The organism is uncultured Pedobacter sp. (genome assembly GCF_913776295.1).
Taxonomy (GTDB): Bacteria; Bacteroidota; Bacteroidia; order Sphingobacteriales; family Sphingobacteriaceae; genus Pedobacter.
The window spans coordinates 12072-31455 of the sequence record NZ_CAJYOJ010000050.1; the positions used below are offsets into that span (position 1 = coordinate 12072).

Below are 19384 nucleotides of genomic sequence, written 5' to 3' on the forward strand. Positions count from 1 at the left end.
ACACACAAAGCCGTATAGACTTTGTGTGTATGTGAGGTAAGAATTATTTTAAGATCCACATGGTTCCATTGATGTCGTCATTGCCATTAAACTGACTCATCAAAGCAGCCTGATAGTTTTTTGCATTCGAAGTACGTTCGGCTGAAGAATATTGGAAACGCAAGGCAATCCGGCCGCCGTTTCCTGTTCCCGGCCCTGTAGTAAAGGCAGGTATGCCCGTACGGCGGTAAGTAAAATAAGATTCCAATCCGGAATGCCTGAAAAGTGCCAGGTATTTTTGTTGAAGAATCTGAGTTAATCCAGTTGTACCTGCCGTATATTTCACCGCAGTCTGGTTATAATAGGTATTAAAATCTACGGGCACAACAAAGGTATCGTAGTTGCTTGCTACCGTTACATCAGTTGAACCCGGACGGTAAAAATATGCGGTATAGTTACCACTTTCCGGAATGTTGTATGAGGCTCTGGAGGCCTTGATTCCAGCAATGTAATAGCTTTCGGCATTTCCGGATACCCAACCTCTGTTGATGCCTTCTGCTATGTTAAACATCAGTTCAGGATAGCCAATCTGGATACTGGGTTCGCCTGTATAGGTTGAGTAGAAACGTTTACGATTGATAAAAGAATACTTTTGCAGACCAGCATTGTTATACATTACCCCCAAATCAAGGCCGGCATCAGCACCAACGAAGGAACTAAAGTCGGTTGCACTTTGTTTCAGGTTATCCACACGGTCGCGTGCCGGCTCTGCAGTTGCATAAACCCTTGGATCTTTAAATTGGGTAAGCAGGCTGATGTAGGTTGCCGAGGCATTTTTCCTTGACCCGCTTTGTCCGAAATTGTTTGGGTTTTGCGGATAATAATTATTCGGGGCAACGAAGGTATATTGCAAATTATCCGAATTGCTGCTCATTAGAGGATATTTGGTTGGATTTGCGATGATGTTCGCAAATTGAGTCGTCACATTCAAATCGGTGTCACCGGTTTTTTTACTTAACTGTATCAGTAAACGGATTCGCAGTGCATTTACAGTCTTTTGCCATTTCAGCAGGTCATTGTTGAAGTAGATATCATTGCTTAATGTGGCTCCGTCACCAGTGCCAAAATTAGAAGGGTTTTTTATCAGCTGATCCAGATCGCTGTTTGCGCTTTCCAGCCAGGCTAACGATTGTTGCATCACTGTTTTCTGTGAATCATAAACCGGTTCTAGTCCATCGAGTCCTTTCAGGGCCTGGGTCATCGGGATATCGCCCATTTCTAAACTCATCTTACTGAAAAAGTAAGCCCTGAAAAACTTACCAAGTGCTTCATACGGATTTATTGCCGCTCCACCAGTTGCCTTTGCACGCTCCTCCATCGCCATTACGTTTTTCAAAGTCGTGTAATAATCATCTCCGCTCCCAAAATCATAACGGTTGTTGCCATAATAATCATAGTTATTTAAGTAGTATTGGCTATAGGTCTCCTTTGAGCCGTCCGGCTGATCAGGAAGGTTGTTTAATACCCCGTTAAATAATAGGGCCGCCGATACTGCATTTGGTTTGTTCTCATTTCGGCTGAGCGCTTCGAAGCTTTTCTTACAACCACTAAAGGTGATTGCGAGCGTAAATGCCATCAGGTATATTTTGACTATTTTTTTCATGATTGTTTTTCTTATCCGGGTTAGAAGGAAATATTTAAGTTAAAGCCAAAGCTACGTACGGTAGGAGACTGCAGGCCTGTCGATGCTGTCGCATAATTATACTGGTCAAGGTCAACATCCTTAAAGCGCTTGTCTTTGTAGAAGTATAAAAGATTACGGCCATAAAGCGATACTGATGCCTTCCTGATAAAGGTTTTTTCCAGTAGTTCTTTTGAAAATTCGTAACCTAAAGTAACCTCGCGAAGTTTGGTAAACGTTTTGCTCATTAAGTTGGCTTCATCTGCTTTGTAGTATTTACTTACATAATCCTGAACGAAGGCTACCTGGCTGTTCGGGGCATATTGTAAAGCACCGTAATTTAAAACAGCGCCGGTATTTGAATCGTAGTTGATTGCTGCGCCGTTGGAAATAACCACCCCTTCGCCGATATAAGAGCCGTTATAACCGGTTTTACCAAAATTCAACCAGTCCTGGTAACGTGCTGCGCCCAGGGCACCTTCTGCAGTTTCTGCATTTGAACCACCACGCATCGTTTTGTTGTGCATATAATCAATAATTACCCCGCCCACTGAACCATCAAATTGTATACCCAGGCTTAGGTTCCTGTATTGGAATTTATTATAGATGCTCCAGCTGTAGTCTGCAATTTCGTTTCCCAAGAATTGTGCGGTTGGATTAATAAGTGGTTTACCCGCTGCATCATTAATAATGCTGTTATCTGGTGTTCTAACGAATGCAGTGCCATAAAGTTTATCGGTACGGTCGCCAACTTTAAAGAAAGTTGCATAAGTGTTCTGGCCTTGGGGAAGCTCCTTATAGGTTTCTTTATAAGTGGAGATGTTCGTCAGGATGTTCCAGCTGAAGCCCTGCGGGTCTTTAAATACATCGCCACTTAGCGAACCTTCATAACCTGTTTTTTTAGTTTTCAATGCGTTCAGGTACTCCACAGTATAACCCGTAGCAGTTGATATGGCATTGGGCAGAATTCTGGGGCCATCAATATATTGGAATGCAGTACCGCTCAAGCCGAGCCTGTTTTTCATAAACCTAATGTCGAAACCTTCTTCATAGTTTACGCGTGTAGAAGTCTTTATACCATTCTGGTACAGGTAATTGGATGCATATCCTGCAGTTTGGCTGTTGTATGGCTTACTGGTTGCATAAGAAGTGTTCAGAGAATAATCCGGACCATTGTATGGCGAGTTGTAGGTTGTGCCGTAATCCAGGGGGTTATTGAACAGCGATGCACCTGTACTTCCGCCAAAAGCAGTAATTGAACTGAATGGGGCAGGGCCTATAGTTGTTGAAGTCGCGTCCGAACGGATATTTGAATAAGAAGCCCTTCCTTTCAGGTAGCTGATAAAATCAGGCATTTTGATATAGTCTGAAACCACAGTTGCCAAAGATAAACTCGGATAGTAATAGGTGGTTGGCACCTGGAATGCAGATGATTTGTCTAAACGCCCGGTGCTTGAAATGGTGGCATATTTACCCAGGCTTAAATCCATTGAATAATATGCACTTAAAACCCGCATACCAGAATTAAAGCTGGTTGATTGAATTGGATTTTTGGAATTGCTGAAGGCATATACCTCTGGTACATTCAGGTAATCTGTCGAAGTCCAGCTGGAATTATAAGACATGTTGCGCATGTTTCCGCCAATCAATCCGGAAATATTCAGGAATTTCTTAATGGTATAATCATAATTAACCATAAGCTCGGTGTTGTTGTCGAACAAATCACGGCGGTCTTCCCGGTAATCACCTTCATTGCCTTCTCTGCCGTAAGGGTGTGCAGAGAACGGCATTTTTTCAGTACGCAGAATGTTGTAGGTATCGATCTGCGAACGTAGCGTGGCATTCAGGTTGGCGTTTATTTTATAATTTGCCAGCAAATAACCGGTTGTGTTGGTTTTACGGTGTCCACGCATCCATTCCTTTACCATAAACCAGGGGTTATGGTAACGGGTGTATTCGGCAAACTGCTGCTGGATACCTTCTTTACCTGGTTGCCAGATGGCTTTAATGTCAGGGGCGTTTACATCCCAGTCTGCCCCGGTCCAGATGGCCAGGTTGTAAATTAAACTATTTGGCCCGTATTGTACGTCAGGAAAATTATCGGTAGTCTGGCGGTTGAAGTTCAAATTCCCTTCAAATTTCCATCTTGGCGAAGGGTTGAAAGAAGCATACATATTGGCATTGGCAATATCCAGGTATTGTTCAGGGATATAACTATCCTGATGCTGCTGGGAGGCAGAAAAACGTATGGTGTGATTTTCGCCGTTCGAAGTTAAAGACAGGTTATTATTGGTTTGTATACCTGTTCTTAAAAAATTGTTCAGATTGTTTGCACCTCTCGCCGTATAAGGCTTTGGCTGGCGCACCCCGTTAACAACCGGGCTATCATACTGGGCAATAAGCTGTCCGTTAAAATAAGGACCCCAGATATCATAATCGGCATCAACACCACCTGGGGCACCGCCTTTACCATCAACAAACTGGTAAAAGGTATTTTCTCCGGCACCATAGGCATGCTGTACCCTTGGAAAGGCCAGAAATCCTTTATTGATTACGGTACTGCTGTTCACATCGATAGATAATCCCTGCCGGCTTTTATTTCCTTTCTTGGTCGTAATTAAAATCGCACCATAAGAAGCCCTGTTTCCGTAGAGTGCAGCAGCGGCGGGTCCTTTTAATACAGTGTATGTTTCAATGTCGTCCGGACTGATGTTATAGGTATCGGTGTTGATTGGAAATCCATCGACTACGTACAGCGATATCGTATTTCCCCTTATGGCAACATTTGGAGCGCCAAGAAGCTCTGCAGACGGACCAACAGATAATCCGGCAACCTTGCCAATCAAACCTGTAACGGGGTTGGGATCGCGGGCGAGGGTCAGGTCTTCACCCTGAACGGTGGAAACTGCATAACCAAGCTTACGGTTATCTTTTTTTACGCCTAAAGCCGTTACAACGACTTCATTTAATACCTTATTGTCACTTTTTAACGTGATGTTAAGTGAAGTGTTGTTCCCCTCAACTAGCACCTCCTGCGTGCTAAAGCCTAAAAAACGGAAAGCTAACACCTGTCCCGGATTGGCCGATAACAGGAAGCGGCCGTAATTATCTGTAGTTGTACCTACTTTTGAATCTTTTATCATCACACTTACTCCCGGAAGCGGTTGATTGGTCTCATCATTTACAGTCCCCGAAATTTTCGACTGGGCCAATAAAATCATTGGCGAAAGGCAGCATACCATTAAAAGCATGAGCCGTTTAAAAAGCGTGTAAAAATGTCGCATTTGCTGGTTTAATTTTGTTTAATTTCTACCAGCAATACTAAACTTTGTTTATTATTAGTAAACTAAATTAAGGTTATGTAACTTTTAACGATTTATTGATTTAGCATTAAATCGTCGTCTATTTCCTAACTGAGGCGACACGATTAAATTAAGATGACTTAACATTCCGGCAACATTAAACTCTTTGTATGCTCAAGGTGTTTAATCGCCAGAGCCTTTAAAGCAGGTAGGTTATCTACCGCTAAATTAACAAGCTTTGCCTCATCATCCCAGTGACGGAGGCGAATGAGGATATCGGCATCCGGATCTTTTTCAAAGTCTGATGCTTCTTCTTCGCTCATCGGGCCACCCTGGAAATCGAGGGTTACCTTGCTTGCCGGAGATAATTTTTCATAATATTCCGGGCACCTGGAGGTGAGGTAGCGTTTAGCGATAACATGGCCGCTGACCAATTTGGCTAAACGTGGAGAAAAACCAAGCTCCAGCAGGTAATCTGCACCAATTTGTTCGTGATTCACATTGCCCAAACCGTCCATGCTGCCTGCCGCCTCACCATTTGCACAGAGGTGGCCAATGTCATGAAAAAAGGCAGCTAAAACAACTTCATCATCATGACCTTCGGCCATTGCAAGGCTTGCCGCCTGAGACATGTGTTCTAACTGGGATACGGGTTCGCCAATGTAATCTGCACTGCCAAACTTTTCATACAGGCTGAAGATTTGATTTACGACTGCCTGTGTACTTAATGATTTTTTCATAGCCTGAATAAAGAGGCGAATTAAAAAAATTAGTATTAGCTGAAAATTAAATTTGCAATATCTTATTATGCCAGACCTAAATTAAATTAAAAGCTTGTCTGGCCAGGATTAATTCTATAATTTTCATCCGTAAACCAATAGCAGATAGAAATGGAAGACGACGTACTGATTCAGATCAGTAACCGGATTAAAGAACGCAGACGCGAGAAGAACATTACTGTGCAGGAGCTGGCGATCAGGGCTAACGTAAGTAAGGGTTTGATCTCCCAGATTGAAAATAGCAGGACAGTACCTTCTTTAATTGTATTAATTGATATTATTAAAGCCCTGGAAGTAGATTTAAATGTATTTTTTAAGGATATACAACATCAGGGCCAGGAATTTCCGGTATTAATCCGCCGCAGGGAAGATTATCAGTATTTTGAAAAAGAGGATACCGAGGGCTTCAGCTATAAGCGCATATTTACCCAATCCATCAAAAAATCGACTGTAGATATCGTTCTTCTGGAGTTGGAGCCCAATGCACAGCGGCCACAGATTCAAACCGAAGCTTACGAATTTAAATACATTATCAGCGGTGAAATTACCTACGAATTTGGCGAACGTTCTTATGCTTTAAAAGACGGGGACTCTATGCTTTTTGATGGGCGCATGGCACATACCCCTAAAAACTCCGGTAACACCAAAGCGAGTATGCTGGTTATTTACTTTTTTGAAGAAAACAACTAAATTTAAATATACCTTAACATTAAGATAGTTTTATATTAATAAACTAAGTTTAATTTTGCTAAACAAATAAAACGTTTACGCAATGCCGATTAAACTTATCGTATTCGATATGGCCGGAACGACGGTCAAAGACGAAAACAGTGTTACGCAGACCTTCAGTGATGCCTTAAGTCAATTTGGTTACCGGGTTCCTGAATCTGTCATTAACCCTTTAATGGGCTATAAAAAGATTGTAGCCATTAAACGAATGCTTCATGCCTTTGAGGCTGATCAATCTAAGGTAACACCGGAGCTTATCGCGAAGATTCATGATGCTTTTGTTGAAAGGATGATAAGCTTCTATACGCACACTTCAAGCCTGGAGGCCTTGCCTCATGCAGAATCAACCATGAAAACGCTAAAGGCTTCGGGTATCAAAATCGGAATTAATACGGGTTTTTCAAGGGATATAGCTGAAGTTATCCTATCGCGTTTACAATGGCGGGAGAAATCGGTTTTCGACTACCTGATATGCTCAGACGAGGTATCCGAAGGTCGTCCGAACGCCGGGATGATTAACCGGTTAAAGCAAATGGCCGGTCTCGCTGAAACTGATGAGGTGGCCAAAGTTGGCGATACGGAGGTGGATGTTCGGGAAGGGCAAAATGCAAATTGCAAATATGTAATCGCCGTAACCACCGGTGCATTCACGCGTGAGGAACTAGAGCCCTATAAACCCACTCACATCATAAATGATTTGTCTGAACTTTTAGAAATTATTTTATAGTGTGGCATGTTACTCATTGAAAGTTTAAAAAACAAAGTAGCGCGATGGCCGTATGCAGTCAGCTCAATTCTGACGGCTCTATCTGCATTTGGTGCTTATTCTTCAATGTATGCTTTTCGCAAGGCCTTTGCCGCCGGAACCTATCCCAGTCAGCCCTATCTGCACATCGACTATAAGGTTTGGTTGGTTATTTTTCAGGTTCTGGGCTACACGATGAGTAAATTCTATGGCATTCGTTTTATCGCAGAATTAAAGGGTAAAAAGCGGGGACTAACCATACTGTTACTGGTTGGGATTTCGTGGATGGCTTTGCTTGGTTTTGCACTTGTGCCGGCACCCTACAACATACCTTTCCTGTTTATCAACGGCTTTCCGCTCGGCCTGATCTGGGGTTTGGTTTTTGGTTATTTAGAGGGACGCAGATCTACTGAGTTTATGGCCGCGGTCTTGTCCATCAGTCTGATCTTTGGTTCCGGTTTTGTAAAAACGGTTGGTCAGTCGTTGCTGCATGTTTACCATATAGGCGCGTACCAGATGCCTTTCTTAACCGGTGCGCTGTTTGTTTTGCCACTTACGCTTTTTGTATTTGTGCTTGAGCTCATGCCGCCCCCTACAACGAGAGACAAACAGATGCGTACGGAGCGGGTGCCCATGACTGCTCCGGAGCGGAAGGCTTTTATTAAAAGATTTTTTCCGGGAATTCTGCTCACGCTGATAATCTACGTGATGCTCACCGTGATGCGAGATGTCCGTGATAATTTTGAAGTAGAAATCTGGAACAGCCTGGGCATAACGGATCAAAACATCTATGCAAAAATCGACAGCCGGATATCTGTTTTGGTGCTGCTCGCTATGGGTCTGCTTTTCCTGATAAAGGGTAACCTCAGGGCCTTTAGTGTCATTCATTTGCTTATCATTAGTGGCTGTTTACTCATCGGGACGGCCACCTGGCTTTTCAGTACTGCGGGCATCGGTCCGGTAACCTGGATGACCCTGGCCGGTTTAGGCCTTTATTTAGGTTACGTACCATATAATGCAATTTTTTTTGAAAGGATGATTGCTACTTTCCATTACAAAAGCAATGTAGGCTTCATCATGTACCTTGCCGATTCTCTCGGTTACCTGGCCAGCATCAGCATTTTATTGGTTAAGGAGTTTGGTAAACCTGATATTTCCTGGAGCAATTTTTTTCATCAGGGACTGATCCTGGTGGCCATCATCGGCAGCCTGTGCGGAATGTTGTCTCTCGTCTATTTTAATCAATCTGCCCGCAAAGGAAACCCCTTAAAAACTAAATATAAACTTTCAACGATATGAATAAATCTGCCATTGTTATCGGGGCCGGTATAGTCGGACTTGCAACCGCAAGGGCACTTTCGCTCAGGGGTTTTAAGGTAAGCGTTTTTGAGCGCAATGAAAGGGCAGTTGGTGCCTCCATCCGCAATTTTGGCATGGTTTGGCCTATCGGACAGCCAAAGGGACAACGCTTTGATCGCGCCATGTTATCGAGAAGTATCTGGAAGCAAATCTGTACCGAAGCGGGTATTTGGCATGATGAAGTGGGTTCACTACACATTGCCTGCAGTGATGATGAGCTGGAGGTGATGAATGGCTATGTAGCCCTGAACAGCCACTACCGGGAGTGTAGCTTGCTCAGCCCGGAAGAAACCCTGAAAAAATCGCCGGCTGTTAATTCCGAAAACTTAAAAGGCGCCCTTTGGAGTCCGAATGAAATGATAGTAGAGGCAAGGGTAGCTATCGGAAAGTTAGCTGAATACCTGAGCGATAAATTCAATGTGACGTTTCATTGGAATACTGCGATAAGCAGTGTAGCGGGTGGTAAGGTTGCTTCGGGCAAACAAACATGGGAGGCTGATGAGGTATTTATTTGCAGTGGAGCAGAATTCGAAACCCTCTACCCGGAACTTTTTCGCTCGCAAGCGATTACCAAATGCAAACTTCAGATGATGAGAATAGAGGCCCAGGCAGATAACCGGCGCATCGGCCCGGCTTTATGCGGAAGTTTAAGCATGATTCATTACCCCGGTTTTCACGCCGTACCTGCCCTGAAAAATCTTCGCAACCGCTATGAAAACGAGTATGCAGAGTACCTCAAATGGGGAATTCATGTCATGGCCGCTCAGAACCATACCGGAGAAATCACCATTGGCGATTCTCATGAATACGGACTGGTTCATGATCCTTTCGACAAGGACTTTATTAACCACCTGATACTACAATATTTGAAGACTTTCAGCTCTTTTAAGCAACACAAAGTGGTTCAGACCTGGCATGGAATCTACCCTAAAATGACTAACGGTGAAACCGAGTTGATTCTCACTGCAGAAAATGGGGTGACCATCATTAACGGACTGGGTGGCAATGGCATGACTTTGTCTTTTGGCTTATGTGAACAGGTAATTGGTGCTATGTTCGATTAGGTCTGCAAATCAACTCATTTTGCAGATATCGTTCAGCTGATAACTATTAATAGCTCGCCCAAATACTCAAATATTTATTTGTGGTCTGTTGAGAAATCCGACGCCATAGCGTATAGCAGTGAGCCAGGCCAACGCTTCTGTTCGAACCTCAGCAGGCTTAAAACAAAAAATCCCCTAACTTGCGTTAGAGGATTTTCGTGATCCCGCTGGGATTCGAACCCAGGACCACTACATTAAAAGTGTAATGCTCTACCAGCTGAGCTACGGAATCTACTTTATACAAACGTTAACCGTTTCCTTTAAAGTGGTGCAAATATAGGCGTATAAACGCTTTCATGCAAATAAAAAATCGATTAGTGCGGTAGTGTATTGATTTATAGGCAAATTAATTATTCGGCAATTGTTTTTTAATCCATTTTAATATTTCATTCTTAACCTGACCTATCAGTATCCACGATGTACGATAGTGCAGAGGAATGTTAAAATTGAAATTACGAAAGCCTTGATCCATAATAATTAAATATTATTGTTTAGTTTGGCCTAAAGAAATAAACCGAACCAAACCTCATGCAACAAACAACAAATCCAGTCCAAACACAGGGACCAAAACCGCTCATTATTATTTGTGCGTTATTTTTTATTTTTGGCTTTGTAACCTGGGCAAACGGAACCCTGATTCCATTTTTTAAGTTATCTTTTGGCTTATCAAATCTACAGGCATTTTTTGTAACCTTTGCTTCATACATGGCCTACTTCTTTTTAGCCTTACCTTCATCTTGGATACTTAAAAAGGTGGGGTTTAAAAATGGGATCGTTTTAGGCCTGGTCGTTTTAGGCCTGGGCTCATTAATATTTATTCCGGCTGCCCAAACCAGGACCTTCGGTTTATTTTTAACCGGCATTTTTGTTCAGGGCGCAGCATTGGCTTTGCTGCAAACAGCATCAAATCCTTATCTAACCATTATAGGTCCGATTGAAAGTGCCGCCAAACGCATCAGTATTGCCGGTATCTGTAATAAGTTTGCCGGAATGATTGTGCCTTTGATTATGGGCAGCTTGTTTTTGAAAAATGCTTCTGAAGTGGAAAAACAGATCAAAGCGGCTACCGGTGTCGTTCATGAACAACTTTTGAATGACGTTCTAGGTCGGGTAAATATGCCTTACATTGTTTTAGCCATAGTTTTTTGCCTTTTCGCAACACTGATTAAATTTACCGATTTGCCGGAGGTTGAAGTTGAAGAGGATGTGATTAATGAAAGCAAGGGAGAAGTAGTAAAACACCAGAGCATTTTCCAGTTTCCACATTTATTCTTAGGGGCACTTTGTATTTTTGTGTATGTAGGGGCAGAGGTTATGGCTGGCGATATTATCGGGATTTATGGACGTGAGTTGGGCATTAAAGCGGAAATTAGCGGAAAATTAACTTCGATAACGCTCTTTAGTATGTTAATCGGCTATATTATTGGTATTGTAACCATTCCAAAATACATCTCTCAGCAAAAGGCTTTGAGGATTTGTGCTATATTAGGAATTATATTCACAATTTTATCATTTATAATTTCCAGCTGGTTTGCGGTGATTTTTGTAGCCTTATTGGGTTTGGCCAATTCACTGATGTGGCCGGCAATTTTCCCACTGGGCATAAGCCATCTCGGTAGATTCACTAAAATCGGTTCAGCCATTATGATTATGGGTATCGCAGGTGGGGCCTTAATGCCATTATTGTATGCTTTCCTGAATGAAAAACTGCATATTAATTTTCAACTGGCTTACCTTTTAACCGTATTGCCGTGTTACTTATACATTCTGTTTTTTGCCATAAAAGGCCACAAGGCAGGATTGAATTTGAAATCATAAATTGATGAGTAAAGTCCGGGCTTTAATGAGATTGAGTTTTCTTTTGTGCTTAATTTTCGTTTATTTTGGCCAAATGATAAGTGAGTGATAGGTATCCTGTCTTAGATCTCACATCACAATACTCAAATCTTTAGAATGAACAAAGCTATTTTTCTCGACCGCGATGGCGTACTTAACCATGAAATATACGATTATATCTGCCGTGTGGAAGATTTTAAAATCCTGGATTACCAAATTCCTGTACTAAAAAAACTGTTCGATGAGGGTTACCTACTAATTGTAATTACGAACCAGGGTGGTATTGCATTAAAGCGTTATACTGAACAGGAACTTGCCATTATGCACCAAATGCTTCGCAATGCTTTCCTGGCTAAAGGCGCAGATATCGCCGGCTTTTATTATTGTCCGCATCATCCCACTGTTGGTGGGGAGTGCAAATGTAGAAAACCGGCATCCGGAATGATTTTGGATGCCATTGATATGTACGACATTGATCCCGCACAATCTATCATGATCGGCGATAAGCCGAGAGATGTTGAAGCCGCAAATGGAGCAGGTGTGAAGGGAATTTTAATTGAACCGGATGAACAGATTAGTTACGAGAGGATTAAGGAAGTTCTTAGCCGTGAATCTTTAGTTTAACAGTATCCCTACAGCGCATAAAAATCTACGTCAAAGGTTTGGTATGGATTTATTTGGGCGTTTTAACACGCTGTACACTGTATCTTTTTGGCTGTCATTTGGCCAGGCTCTGGATGGCAGCCAAAAAGGATGCCGTTTCCATCGTTAACGCAAATGAGGCGATAAATAAAAAAGGCTACCGTTGTGCTCACCTAAACTGATGTAAAATGGTAGAGGGAAAATGGATGGTGTAAACTGCGGTTTGCCGTAACCAATAGCACAGTGAGGCTTTAACAGTCTTAACTATAAATGGAAGAAAGAAGTTAAATGCGGAGCCTAATTTAGCCAGTTTGCTGGCTATTTCACCTTGCAAATGAACTACCATAATTGCAACCCAGACCTGATTGAAATGGCATTCCGGTATCAGATCAAGTGATCTTTCCAGAAAATTCACCGGAATATAATGGAAAGCGGGAGTGGAGAAACCGATTGGTACTGGTCTTGCCCTCCAAAAAAACCTATAAAATGGGGGAGATAAAATAGACGATGTAAACTGCGGTTGCCATAACCAATACCACAGTAAGGCTTTAATAGTATAAACTATAATTGTGAGAAAGAAATTAGATGCGGAGCCTAACTTGGCCAGTTCGCTGAATATTTCGCCTGGCAAAAGAACTACTATAATTGCAATCCAGACCTGATTGAAATGGCATTCCGGTATCAGATCAATTGATGTTTCCAGAAAATTCACCGGAATATAATGGAAAGCAGGAGTGGAGAAACCGATTGGTACTGGCCTTGCTCTCCCAAAAAAACCTGTAAAATGGAAGAAAGAAGTTAAATGCGGAGACTGACTTGGCCAGTTTGTTGAATATTTCACCTGGCAAAAGAACTACTATAATTGCAACCCAGACCTGATTGAAATGGCATTCCGGTATCAGATCAATTGATCTTTCCAGAAAATTCACCGGAATATAATGGAAAGCAGGAGTGGAGAAACCGATTGATACTGGCCTTGCTCTCCCAAAAAAACCTGTAAAATGGAAGAAAGAAGTTAAATGCGGAGCCTAATTTAACCAGTTTGCTGGCTATTTCACCTGGCAAAAGAACTACTATAATTGCAACCCAGACCTGATTGAAATGGCATTCCGGTGTCAGATCAATTGATTTTTCCAGAAAATTCACGGGAATATAATGGAAAGTAGGAGTGGAGAAACCGATTTGCACTGGTCTTGCTCTCCGAAAAAACCTATAAAATGGGGGAGAGAAAATAGACGATGTAAACTGCGGTTGCCATAACAAATACCACAGTAAGACTTTAATAGTCTAAACTATAATTGTGAGAAAGAAGTTAAATGCGGATTTCGTAAACTGACCTGGACAAACACGGCTCATGCGTATTCATAAAATTTTATCAAACAAAAAAGTCCTGAATTATTACTTAACTCAGGACTTCTTATGCGCCTGGAAATCAACACTCCAAACTCAATACACTAAACTTACTTACCCGCTGCCTTAGCATGATCAGCTAAAAATGTTGCCAAACCGCTATCTGTCAATGGATGTTTCAATAAACCAACAATAGCAGCCAATGGTGCCGTAATTACATCAGCGCCCAATTTCGCACAGTTTACAATGTGCAATGGCCCGCGGATCGATGCCGCTAAAATTTGCGTTTCGTATCCGTAGTTATCAAAAATAGTTCTGATATCTTCTATTAAAACCAAACCATCGTTAGAAATATCGTCTAAGCGACCCAAAAACGGAGAAACGTATGTAGCGCCTGCTTTAGCCGCCAATAAAGCCTGTCCGGCAGAGAAGATTAACGTACAATTGGTTTTGATTCCTTTTGATGTAAAATATTTAATGGCTTTTAAACCATCTTTGATCATTGGAACTTTTACTACAATTTTCGGGTTTAAAGCTGCAAGTGCTTCGCCTTCTTTGATAATTTCGTCAAAAGTGGTCGAGATTACTTCTGCGCTTACATTATCGTCAACAATATCGCAAATTGCTTTATAATGGTTGATTACATTTTCATCGCCGGTAATGCCTTCTTTAGCCATTAAGCTAGGGTTGGTGGTTACGCCGTCTAAAATGCCAAGATCCTGCGCTTCTTTGATTTGATCAAGATTTGCTGTGTCAATAAAAAATTTCATGTTTATAAATTCTTAAAATGATTATTAGGTTCTGCTGCTAGAACCCCTGAAGAATTTAATATCCCCCCTTCAGGGGATTAAGGGGGTAAAAAAAGGGCAAGCACCTTCTATCGCACCGCTACAACCTTCTACCCTTGCTGCGTTCCCACCCTGGGGGAGTTCAAAGGGAGCTGGTCGTAAAAGACTTGCCCGGGCACAAAGGTAGAAAAAGAAGTTGTTTCGCAAAATGCATTTTTGCATTTTTTTTTACTTTTAAGCTATGTAGTTGATTAGTAAATTAATAAAATCGAAAGTTTAATTTTATGCTGGTTGAAGTTATCAACTTAAATCAGTTTTAGACATTTTTATATATAAATACAGCATTCATTTTAAAATAATAATTAAAACGATTTATTGATAATTTTCATAAAAAATGCGGTTTTATTGCAAAATATTGCCATTATCATTTTGATAAAACTCAATAATTTTAATTACTAATATTTAAATTTAAACGCTTTAAATTACCTAAGAACTAAAATTTTTCCAAAAATCGTATCAACTCTGTAATTTAAAATATCTTTTTCCTATCTTAGTGTTTCCTATACACTAACAACTAACGAGCAAAGAATGGAACCAAACAGTGGATTGTACGATGCGCAATTTGAACACGATGCCTGCGGTATTGGGTTCGTTGCACATGTGAAAGGGCGGAAATCGCATCAAATCATCTCTGATGCACTTACTATTTTAGAAAACCTGGATCATAGAGGGGCGTGTGGAGCAGAACCTAATACAGGCGATGGAGCAGGTATAATGATTCAGATTCCTCACGAATTTTTTTACGACGAATGTTTAAAAGCAGGCTTTAGCCTGCCAGAAACCAATAATTATGGTGTTGGCATGTTATTTATGCCAAAGGATATCAGATCCAGAGAAGAATGCAGGGAACTGATTTACCGTGCTGCCGAAAAACTAGGCCTTGAAATTTTGGGGTTTAGAAAAGTTGATGTTAATACCGCAGATATTGGTAACATGGCTCTTTCTGTTGAACCAGAGATTGAGCAGGTATTTATTGCCCGTCCATATGCGGTAGCGCCGGGTGCAGATTTCGAACGCAAACTGTATATCTTTAAAAATTACCTGATCAAACTGATCGTCAATACTGTTCACGGCGGTAAAGATTTCTACATTGTGTCGCTTTCCGCACAAACCATTATATATAAAGGTCAGCTAACCTCGTTACAGGTACGTACCTATTTTACGGATCTTACCGATAAGCGCATGGTTTCTGCTTTAGGTTTGGTTCACTCGCGTTTTGCAACCAACACTTTTCCTTCATGGAGGTTGGCCCAACCCTTCCGCTTTATTGCACACAACGGCGAGATCAATACTCTACAAGGAAATTTAAATTGGTTTAGAGCAGGTGTTAAGTCTTTTGCTTCTGCTTATTTTACACCAGAAGAACTCGATATGTTATTGCCTGTAATTGATGAAACCAATTCAGATTCAGGCTGTTTAGACAATGTGATTGAATTGTTGCTCCACTCGGGAAGAAGCCTGCCTCACGTATTAATGATGCTGGTACCAGAGGCTTGGGATGGCAACGAGGATATGGATCCGGTTAAAAAGGCATTTTACGAATTCCACGCTACTTTAATGGAGCCATGGGACGGACCTGCAGCAATTGCGTTTACCGATGGTAAGTTAATTGGTGCCACTTTAGATCGTAATGGTCTCCGTCCTTCGCGTTATGCAATTACCTCTGACGACCGTGTTATTATGGGGTCTGAAGCCGGCGCGCTGGCTATTGATCAGAGTACGATCATCGAAAAAGGCCGTTTAACGCCCGGCAAAATGTTCGTGGTAGACATGGAGCAGGGCAGAATTATCAGCGATAACGAAATTAAACAAGAGATTTGTGGCAAAAGCCCTTACGGCGATTGGATTAACCAATACCAGATCCGTTTGGAAGAATTACCCGAACCACGTGTAATGTTTACCGGCTTATCTACCGAATCTATTTTCAAATATCAGCAGGTTTTTGGTTATAGTAGGGAAGATGTGGACCTTTTGCTTAAACCAATGGCTATTGAAGGCAAAGAGCCAATCGGTTCTATGGGTACCGATACGCCATTAGCTATTTTATCAAAAAGGCCGCAGCATTTGTCGTCTTATTTTAAGCAGTTATTCGCACAGGTAACTAATCCGCCAATCGACCCGATCAGGGAAAAAGTGGTGATGAGTTTAGCCAGTTTTATGGGCAGCATGGGCAACCTGCTGGAAGAAACGCCAAAACAGGCACACTGTGTAGCCATTAAACATCCTATCTTAACCAACCAGGAACTGGAAAAATTAAGAAGTATCGATACCGGTGTTTTCCAGGCAAAAACTTTACAGACCTATTTCAGGGCTGATGGCAAACCGGGTGCTATGGCAAAAGCCTTAGACCGTTTGTGCCGTTATGCAGTTGATGCGGTTGAAGATGGTTTCCAGGTGATTGTATTAACTGACAGGGCGATCGATTCTGAACATGCTGCAATGCCTTCTTTATTGGCGGTATCAGCAGTACACCATCATTTAATCCGCAAGGGTTATCGCGGTGCTGTAGGTATTGTAATAGAGGCTGGCGATATTTGGGAGGTACATCACTTCGCCACGTTGCTAGGCTTTGGCGTTACGGCAATAAACCCTTACCTGGCTTTAGAAACCATTAATGGCTTTCAGCAGGAGTCTGGTTTATCAGCAGAGCAGCTAACCAAAAACTATATTTACGCGGTAAATAGCGGTTTGCTTAAAATTTTCTCTAAAATGGGAATCTCTACGCTGCAATCCTACCAGGGTGCACAAATCTTCGAGATTTTGGGTTTGAACAAACAGGTGGTGAATACTTATTTTACCGGTGCGGTTTCCCGTATTGGTGGTTTAGGGCTGGATGAAATTGCAAAAGAGACCTTAATCAAACATCACCGCAGTTTTGGTCCGCTGACGCAAACAGAGAACCTGTTACCAGCTGGAGGAACATATAAATTCCGTCGTAAAGGTGAAGCGCATTTGTTTAATCCGCAAACCATCCACTTGTTACAAAATGCGACCCGTAAAAACGATCATAACATCTTTAAACAATATTCTAAACTGGTAAATGAGCAAACACAACAGGCTTATACCATCCGTGGATTATTTGAATTTAATTATAGCCGTCCTTCCGTTTCTTTAAACGAGGTAGAATCTACTGAGTCAATCTTAAAAAGATTTGCAACAGGAGCCATGTCTTTCGGTTCAATTTCTCATGAAGCACATTCTACTTTAGCGATTGCCATGAACCGTATCGGTGGAAAGAGCAATACCGGCGAAGGTGGTGAAGATGAAATGCGTTATACAAAATTGCCAAATGGCGATAGCATGCGTTCAGCGATTAAACAAGTAGCTTCAGCACGTTTCGGTGTAACGAGTTATTATTTAACCAATGCTGACGAGTTACAGATTAAAATGGCTCAGGGTGCTAAACCAGGTGAAGGTGGTCAATTACCTGGTCACAAAGTAGATGATTGGATTGCAAAAGTTCGTCACTCTACGCCAGGTGTAGGTTTAATTTCGCCACCTCCGCACCATGATATTTATTCAATAGAGGATTTGGCACAGCTCATTTACGATCTGAAAAATGCCAACCGTGCAGCCCGGATTAATGTGAAACTTGTGTCTAAAGCTGGCGTAGGTACTATCGCAGCCGGTGTAGCGAAAGCGCATGCCGATGTAATTCTCGTATCAGGCTTTGATGGCGGTACCGGTGCTTCACCATTAACCTCTATCCAGCATGCGGGTTTACCTTGGGAACTTGGACTGGCGGAGGCACACCAAACATTGGTAAAAAACAAATTGCGTAACCGTATCGTTTTACAAACAGATGGTCAGCTTAAAACAGGTAGAGATATCGCTATTGCAGCCTTGTTAGGCGCAGAGGAATGGGGGGTAGCTACAGCTGCATTGGTAACCACCGGATGTATCATGATGCGGAAGTGCCATTTAAATACTTGCCCGGTTGGTGTGGCCACACAAGATCCGGAATTAAGAAAGTTATTTACCGGTGATGCAGACCACGTAGTGAACCTGTTTTATTTCCTTGCTGAAGAATTACGTGAAATTATGGCTGAATTGGGTTTCAGGACCATTAACGAAATGATTGGGCAGGCCGATATTTTAAAATTACGGGAACTACCTGCCGAAGACTGGAAATTGAAACACCTTGATTTATCAGCCATATTGTACAAAGCGGAAGAAAATGGCTTGCCTTTGTATAATACCGAAGGTCAGGATCATGGATTAGATCATGTTTTAGATCATCAGTTGATTGCAGCTGCTCAACCTGCCATTGATCATAACGAGCCTGTATTTGCCAGCTTCAATGTAAAAAATACTGACCGTGCAATAGGTACCATGTTGTCTAATGAAATATCTAAAGTTCATTTAAGCGGTGGTTTGCCTCCAGATACGATCAATTTTAAATTTGTAGGTTCAGCCGGACAAAGTTTTGGTGCTTTTAATACGCGTGGCGTTACCTTATCTTTAGAGGGCGAGGCAAACGATTATGTTGGTAAAGGTTTATCGGGCGCAAGGTTGGCTATTTATCCTTTCTCTAACTCCACTTTTGTTCCTGAACAAAATATTATTATTGGTAATGTGGCTCTCTATGGCGCAACCTCGGGTGAGTTATTTGCCCGTGGTAAAGCAGGTGAACGTTTTGCTGTACGTAATTCTGGTGCAACAGCTGTTGTTGAAGGTGTGGGCGATCATGGTTGCGAGTACATGACGGGCGGTGAAGTGCTGATTTTAGGGGATACGGGAAGCAATTTCGCCGCTGGTATGAGTGGCGGTGTAGCCTGGATTTATGATGCCAACGGAACTTTTGAGCGCAAATGCAACAAAGAAATGGTGGACCTGGATCCGCTGCAGGCAGAAGATGAGGAGCGTATTTTAGCGTTACTTAAAACGCATATCAGATTGACAGACAGCAGAGTAGCTGAATTTATCTTAAGCGACTGGAAAACGCAATCTGCTCATTTCGTAAAAGTATTCCCTAAAGAATACAAAGCTGTTTTAAGCAAACGTAACCAACAAGTAAAAACACACTAGGCC

12 protein-coding genes, 1 tRNA gene and 1 other RNA gene are annotated in these 19384 nt (G+C 42.0%); 7 read left to right on the forward strand and 7 right to left on the reverse strand.

Annotated elements, in window-relative coordinates; translation table 11 throughout:
* Positions 1-43: 43 nt before the first annotated feature.
* The 3 genes from QZ738_RS10155 to QZ738_RS10165 all read right to left on the reverse strand — a co-directional run bounded on the left by QZ738_RS10155 (position 44) and on the right by QZ738_RS10165 (position 5702).
* On the reverse strand, positions 44-1642 hold the full coding sequence (locus QZ738_RS10155; RefSeq protein ID WP_293787139.1) for a SusD/RagB family nutrient-binding outer membrane lipoprotein: 1599 nt from the start codon (positions 1640-1642) through the stop codon (positions 44-46).
* A gap of 20 nt (positions 1643-1662) precedes the next feature.
* The gene (locus QZ738_RS10160) at positions 1663-4911 is read right to left on the reverse strand and encodes a SusC/RagA family TonB-linked outer membrane protein (RefSeq protein ID WP_293787141.1); all 3249 of its coding nucleotides are present in this window, start codon (positions 4909-4911) and stop codon (positions 1663-1665) included.
* Positions 4912-5102: 191 nt separating this feature from the next.
* A complete protein-coding gene (locus QZ738_RS10165) occupies positions 5103-5702 on the reverse strand; it encodes an HD domain-containing protein (protein ID WP_293787142.1) in 600 nt (199 codons plus the stop codon).
* Between the two features lie 150 nt (positions 5703-5852).
* Between QZ738_RS10165 and QZ738_RS10170 the strand changes: the two genes are divergently transcribed.
* From QZ738_RS10170 to QZ738_RS10185, 4 genes are all read left to right on the forward strand, one after another.
* On the forward strand, positions 5853-6431 hold the full coding sequence (locus tag QZ738_RS10170; protein ID WP_293787144.1) for an XRE family transcriptional regulator: 579 nt from the start codon (positions 5853-5855) through the stop codon (positions 6429-6431).
* Positions 6432-6513: 82 nt separating this feature from the next.
* Positions 6514-7197 carry an HAD-IA family hydrolase gene (locus tag QZ738_RS10175; RefSeq protein ID WP_293787146.1) on the forward strand — a complete coding sequence of 228 codons (684 nt, stop codon included), beginning with the start codon at positions 6514-6516 and terminating at the stop codon, positions 7195-7197.
* A 6-nt stretch (positions 7198-7203) separates the two neighbouring features.
* Complete coding sequence (locus tag QZ738_RS10180; protein ID WP_293787148.1) at positions 7204-8514, forward strand: DUF5690 family protein; 1311 nt, start codon at positions 7204-7206, stop codon at positions 8512-8514.
* Complete coding sequence (locus QZ738_RS10185) at positions 8511-9638, forward strand: TIGR03364 family FAD-dependent oxidoreductase (RefSeq protein WP_293787150.1); 1128 nt, start codon at positions 8511-8513, stop codon at positions 9636-9638. The genes QZ738_RS10180 and QZ738_RS10185 overlap by 4 nt, the downstream gene beginning before the upstream one ends.
* A gap of 198 nt (positions 9639-9836) precedes the next feature.
* On the opposite strand, the gene QZ738_RS10190 is transcribed toward QZ738_RS10185, so the two are convergent.
* Positions 9837-9909 (reverse strand) — tRNA-Lys (locus tag QZ738_RS10190).
* Positions 9910-10205: 296 nt separating this feature from the next.
* Here QZ738_RS10190 and QZ738_RS10195 point away from each other — a divergent pair.
* Positions 10206-11495: a sugar MFS transporter gene (locus QZ738_RS10195; protein ID WP_293787152.1), complete on the forward strand. Its 1290-nt coding sequence runs from the start codon at positions 10206-10208 to the stop codon at positions 11493-11495.
* 135 nt (positions 11496-11630) lie between these two features.
* A complete protein-coding gene (locus QZ738_RS10200; protein ID WP_293787154.1) occupies positions 11631-12137 on the forward strand; it encodes an HAD family hydrolase in 507 nt (168 codons plus the stop codon).
* A gap of 187 nt (positions 12138-12324) precedes the next feature.
* On the opposite strand, the gene QZ738_RS10205 is transcribed toward QZ738_RS10200, so the two are convergent.
* From QZ738_RS10205 to ffs, 3 genes are all read right to left on the reverse strand, one after another.
* Positions 12325-12996, reverse strand: coding sequence for a hypothetical protein (locus QZ738_RS10205; protein ID WP_293787156.1), 672 nt, complete (start codon positions 12994-12996; stop codon positions 12325-12327).
* Positions 12997-13615: 619 nt separating this feature from the next.
* A complete protein-coding gene (fsa, locus tag QZ738_RS10210) occupies positions 13616-14275 on the reverse strand; it encodes a fructose-6-phosphate aldolase (protein WP_293787158.1) in 660 nt (219 codons plus the stop codon).
* A gap of 91 nt (positions 14276-14366) precedes the next feature.
* Positions 14367-14466, reverse strand: an RNA gene (gene ffs, locus QZ738_RS10215) — signal recognition particle sRNA small type.
* Positions 14467-14881: 415 nt separating this feature from the next.
* Here ffs and gltB point away from each other — a divergent pair.
* Positions 14882-19381, forward strand: a complete 4500-nt coding sequence (gene gltB / locus QZ738_RS10220) for a glutamate synthase large subunit (protein WP_293787160.1) — start codon at positions 14882-14884, stop codon at positions 19379-19381.
* The last annotated feature ends 3 nt before the right edge of the window (positions 19382-19384 follow it).

Bases quoted from the DNA above. Each gene is read 5' to 3' on its own strand.
- QZ738_RS10180 (WP_293787148.1), top strand. From the start codon at position 7,204: ATGTTACTCATTGAAAGTTTAAAAAACAAAGTAGCGCGATGGCCGTAT.
- fsa (WP_293787158.1), bottom strand. From the start codon at position 14,275: ATGAAATTTTTTATTGACACAGCAAATCTTGATCAAATCAAAGAAGCG.
- QZ738_RS10200 (WP_293787154.1), top strand. From the start codon at position 11,631: ATGAACAAAGCTATTTTTCTCGACCGCGATGGCGTACTTAACCATGAA.
- QZ738_RS10195 (WP_293787152.1), top strand. From the start codon at position 10,206: ATGCAACAAACAACAAATCCAGTCCAAACACAGGGACCAAAACCGCTC.
- QZ738_RS10185 (WP_293787150.1), top strand. From the start codon at position 8,511: ATGAATAAATCTGCCATTGTTATCGGGGCCGGTATAGTCGGACTTGCA.
- QZ738_RS10155 (WP_293787139.1), bottom strand. From the start codon at position 1,642: ATGAAAAAAATAGTCAAAATATACCTGATGGCATTTACGCTCGCAATC.
- QZ738_RS10160 (WP_293787141.1), bottom strand. From the start codon at position 4,911: ATGCTTTTAATGGTATGCTGCCTTTCGCCAATGATTTTATTGGCCCAG.
- QZ738_RS10175 (WP_293787146.1), top strand. From the start codon at position 6,514: ATGCCGATTAAACTTATCGTATTCGATATGGCCGGAACGACGGTCAAA.
- QZ738_RS10170 (WP_293787144.1), top strand. From the start codon at position 5,853: ATGGAAGACGACGTACTGATTCAGATCAGTAACCGGATTAAAGAACGC.
- gltB (WP_293787160.1), top strand. From the start codon at position 14,882: ATGGAACCAAACAGTGGATTGTACGATGCGCAATTTGAACACGATGCC.
- QZ738_RS10165 (WP_293787142.1), bottom strand. From the start codon at position 5,702: ATGAAAAAATCATTAAGTACACAGGCAGTCGTAAATCAAATCTTCAGC.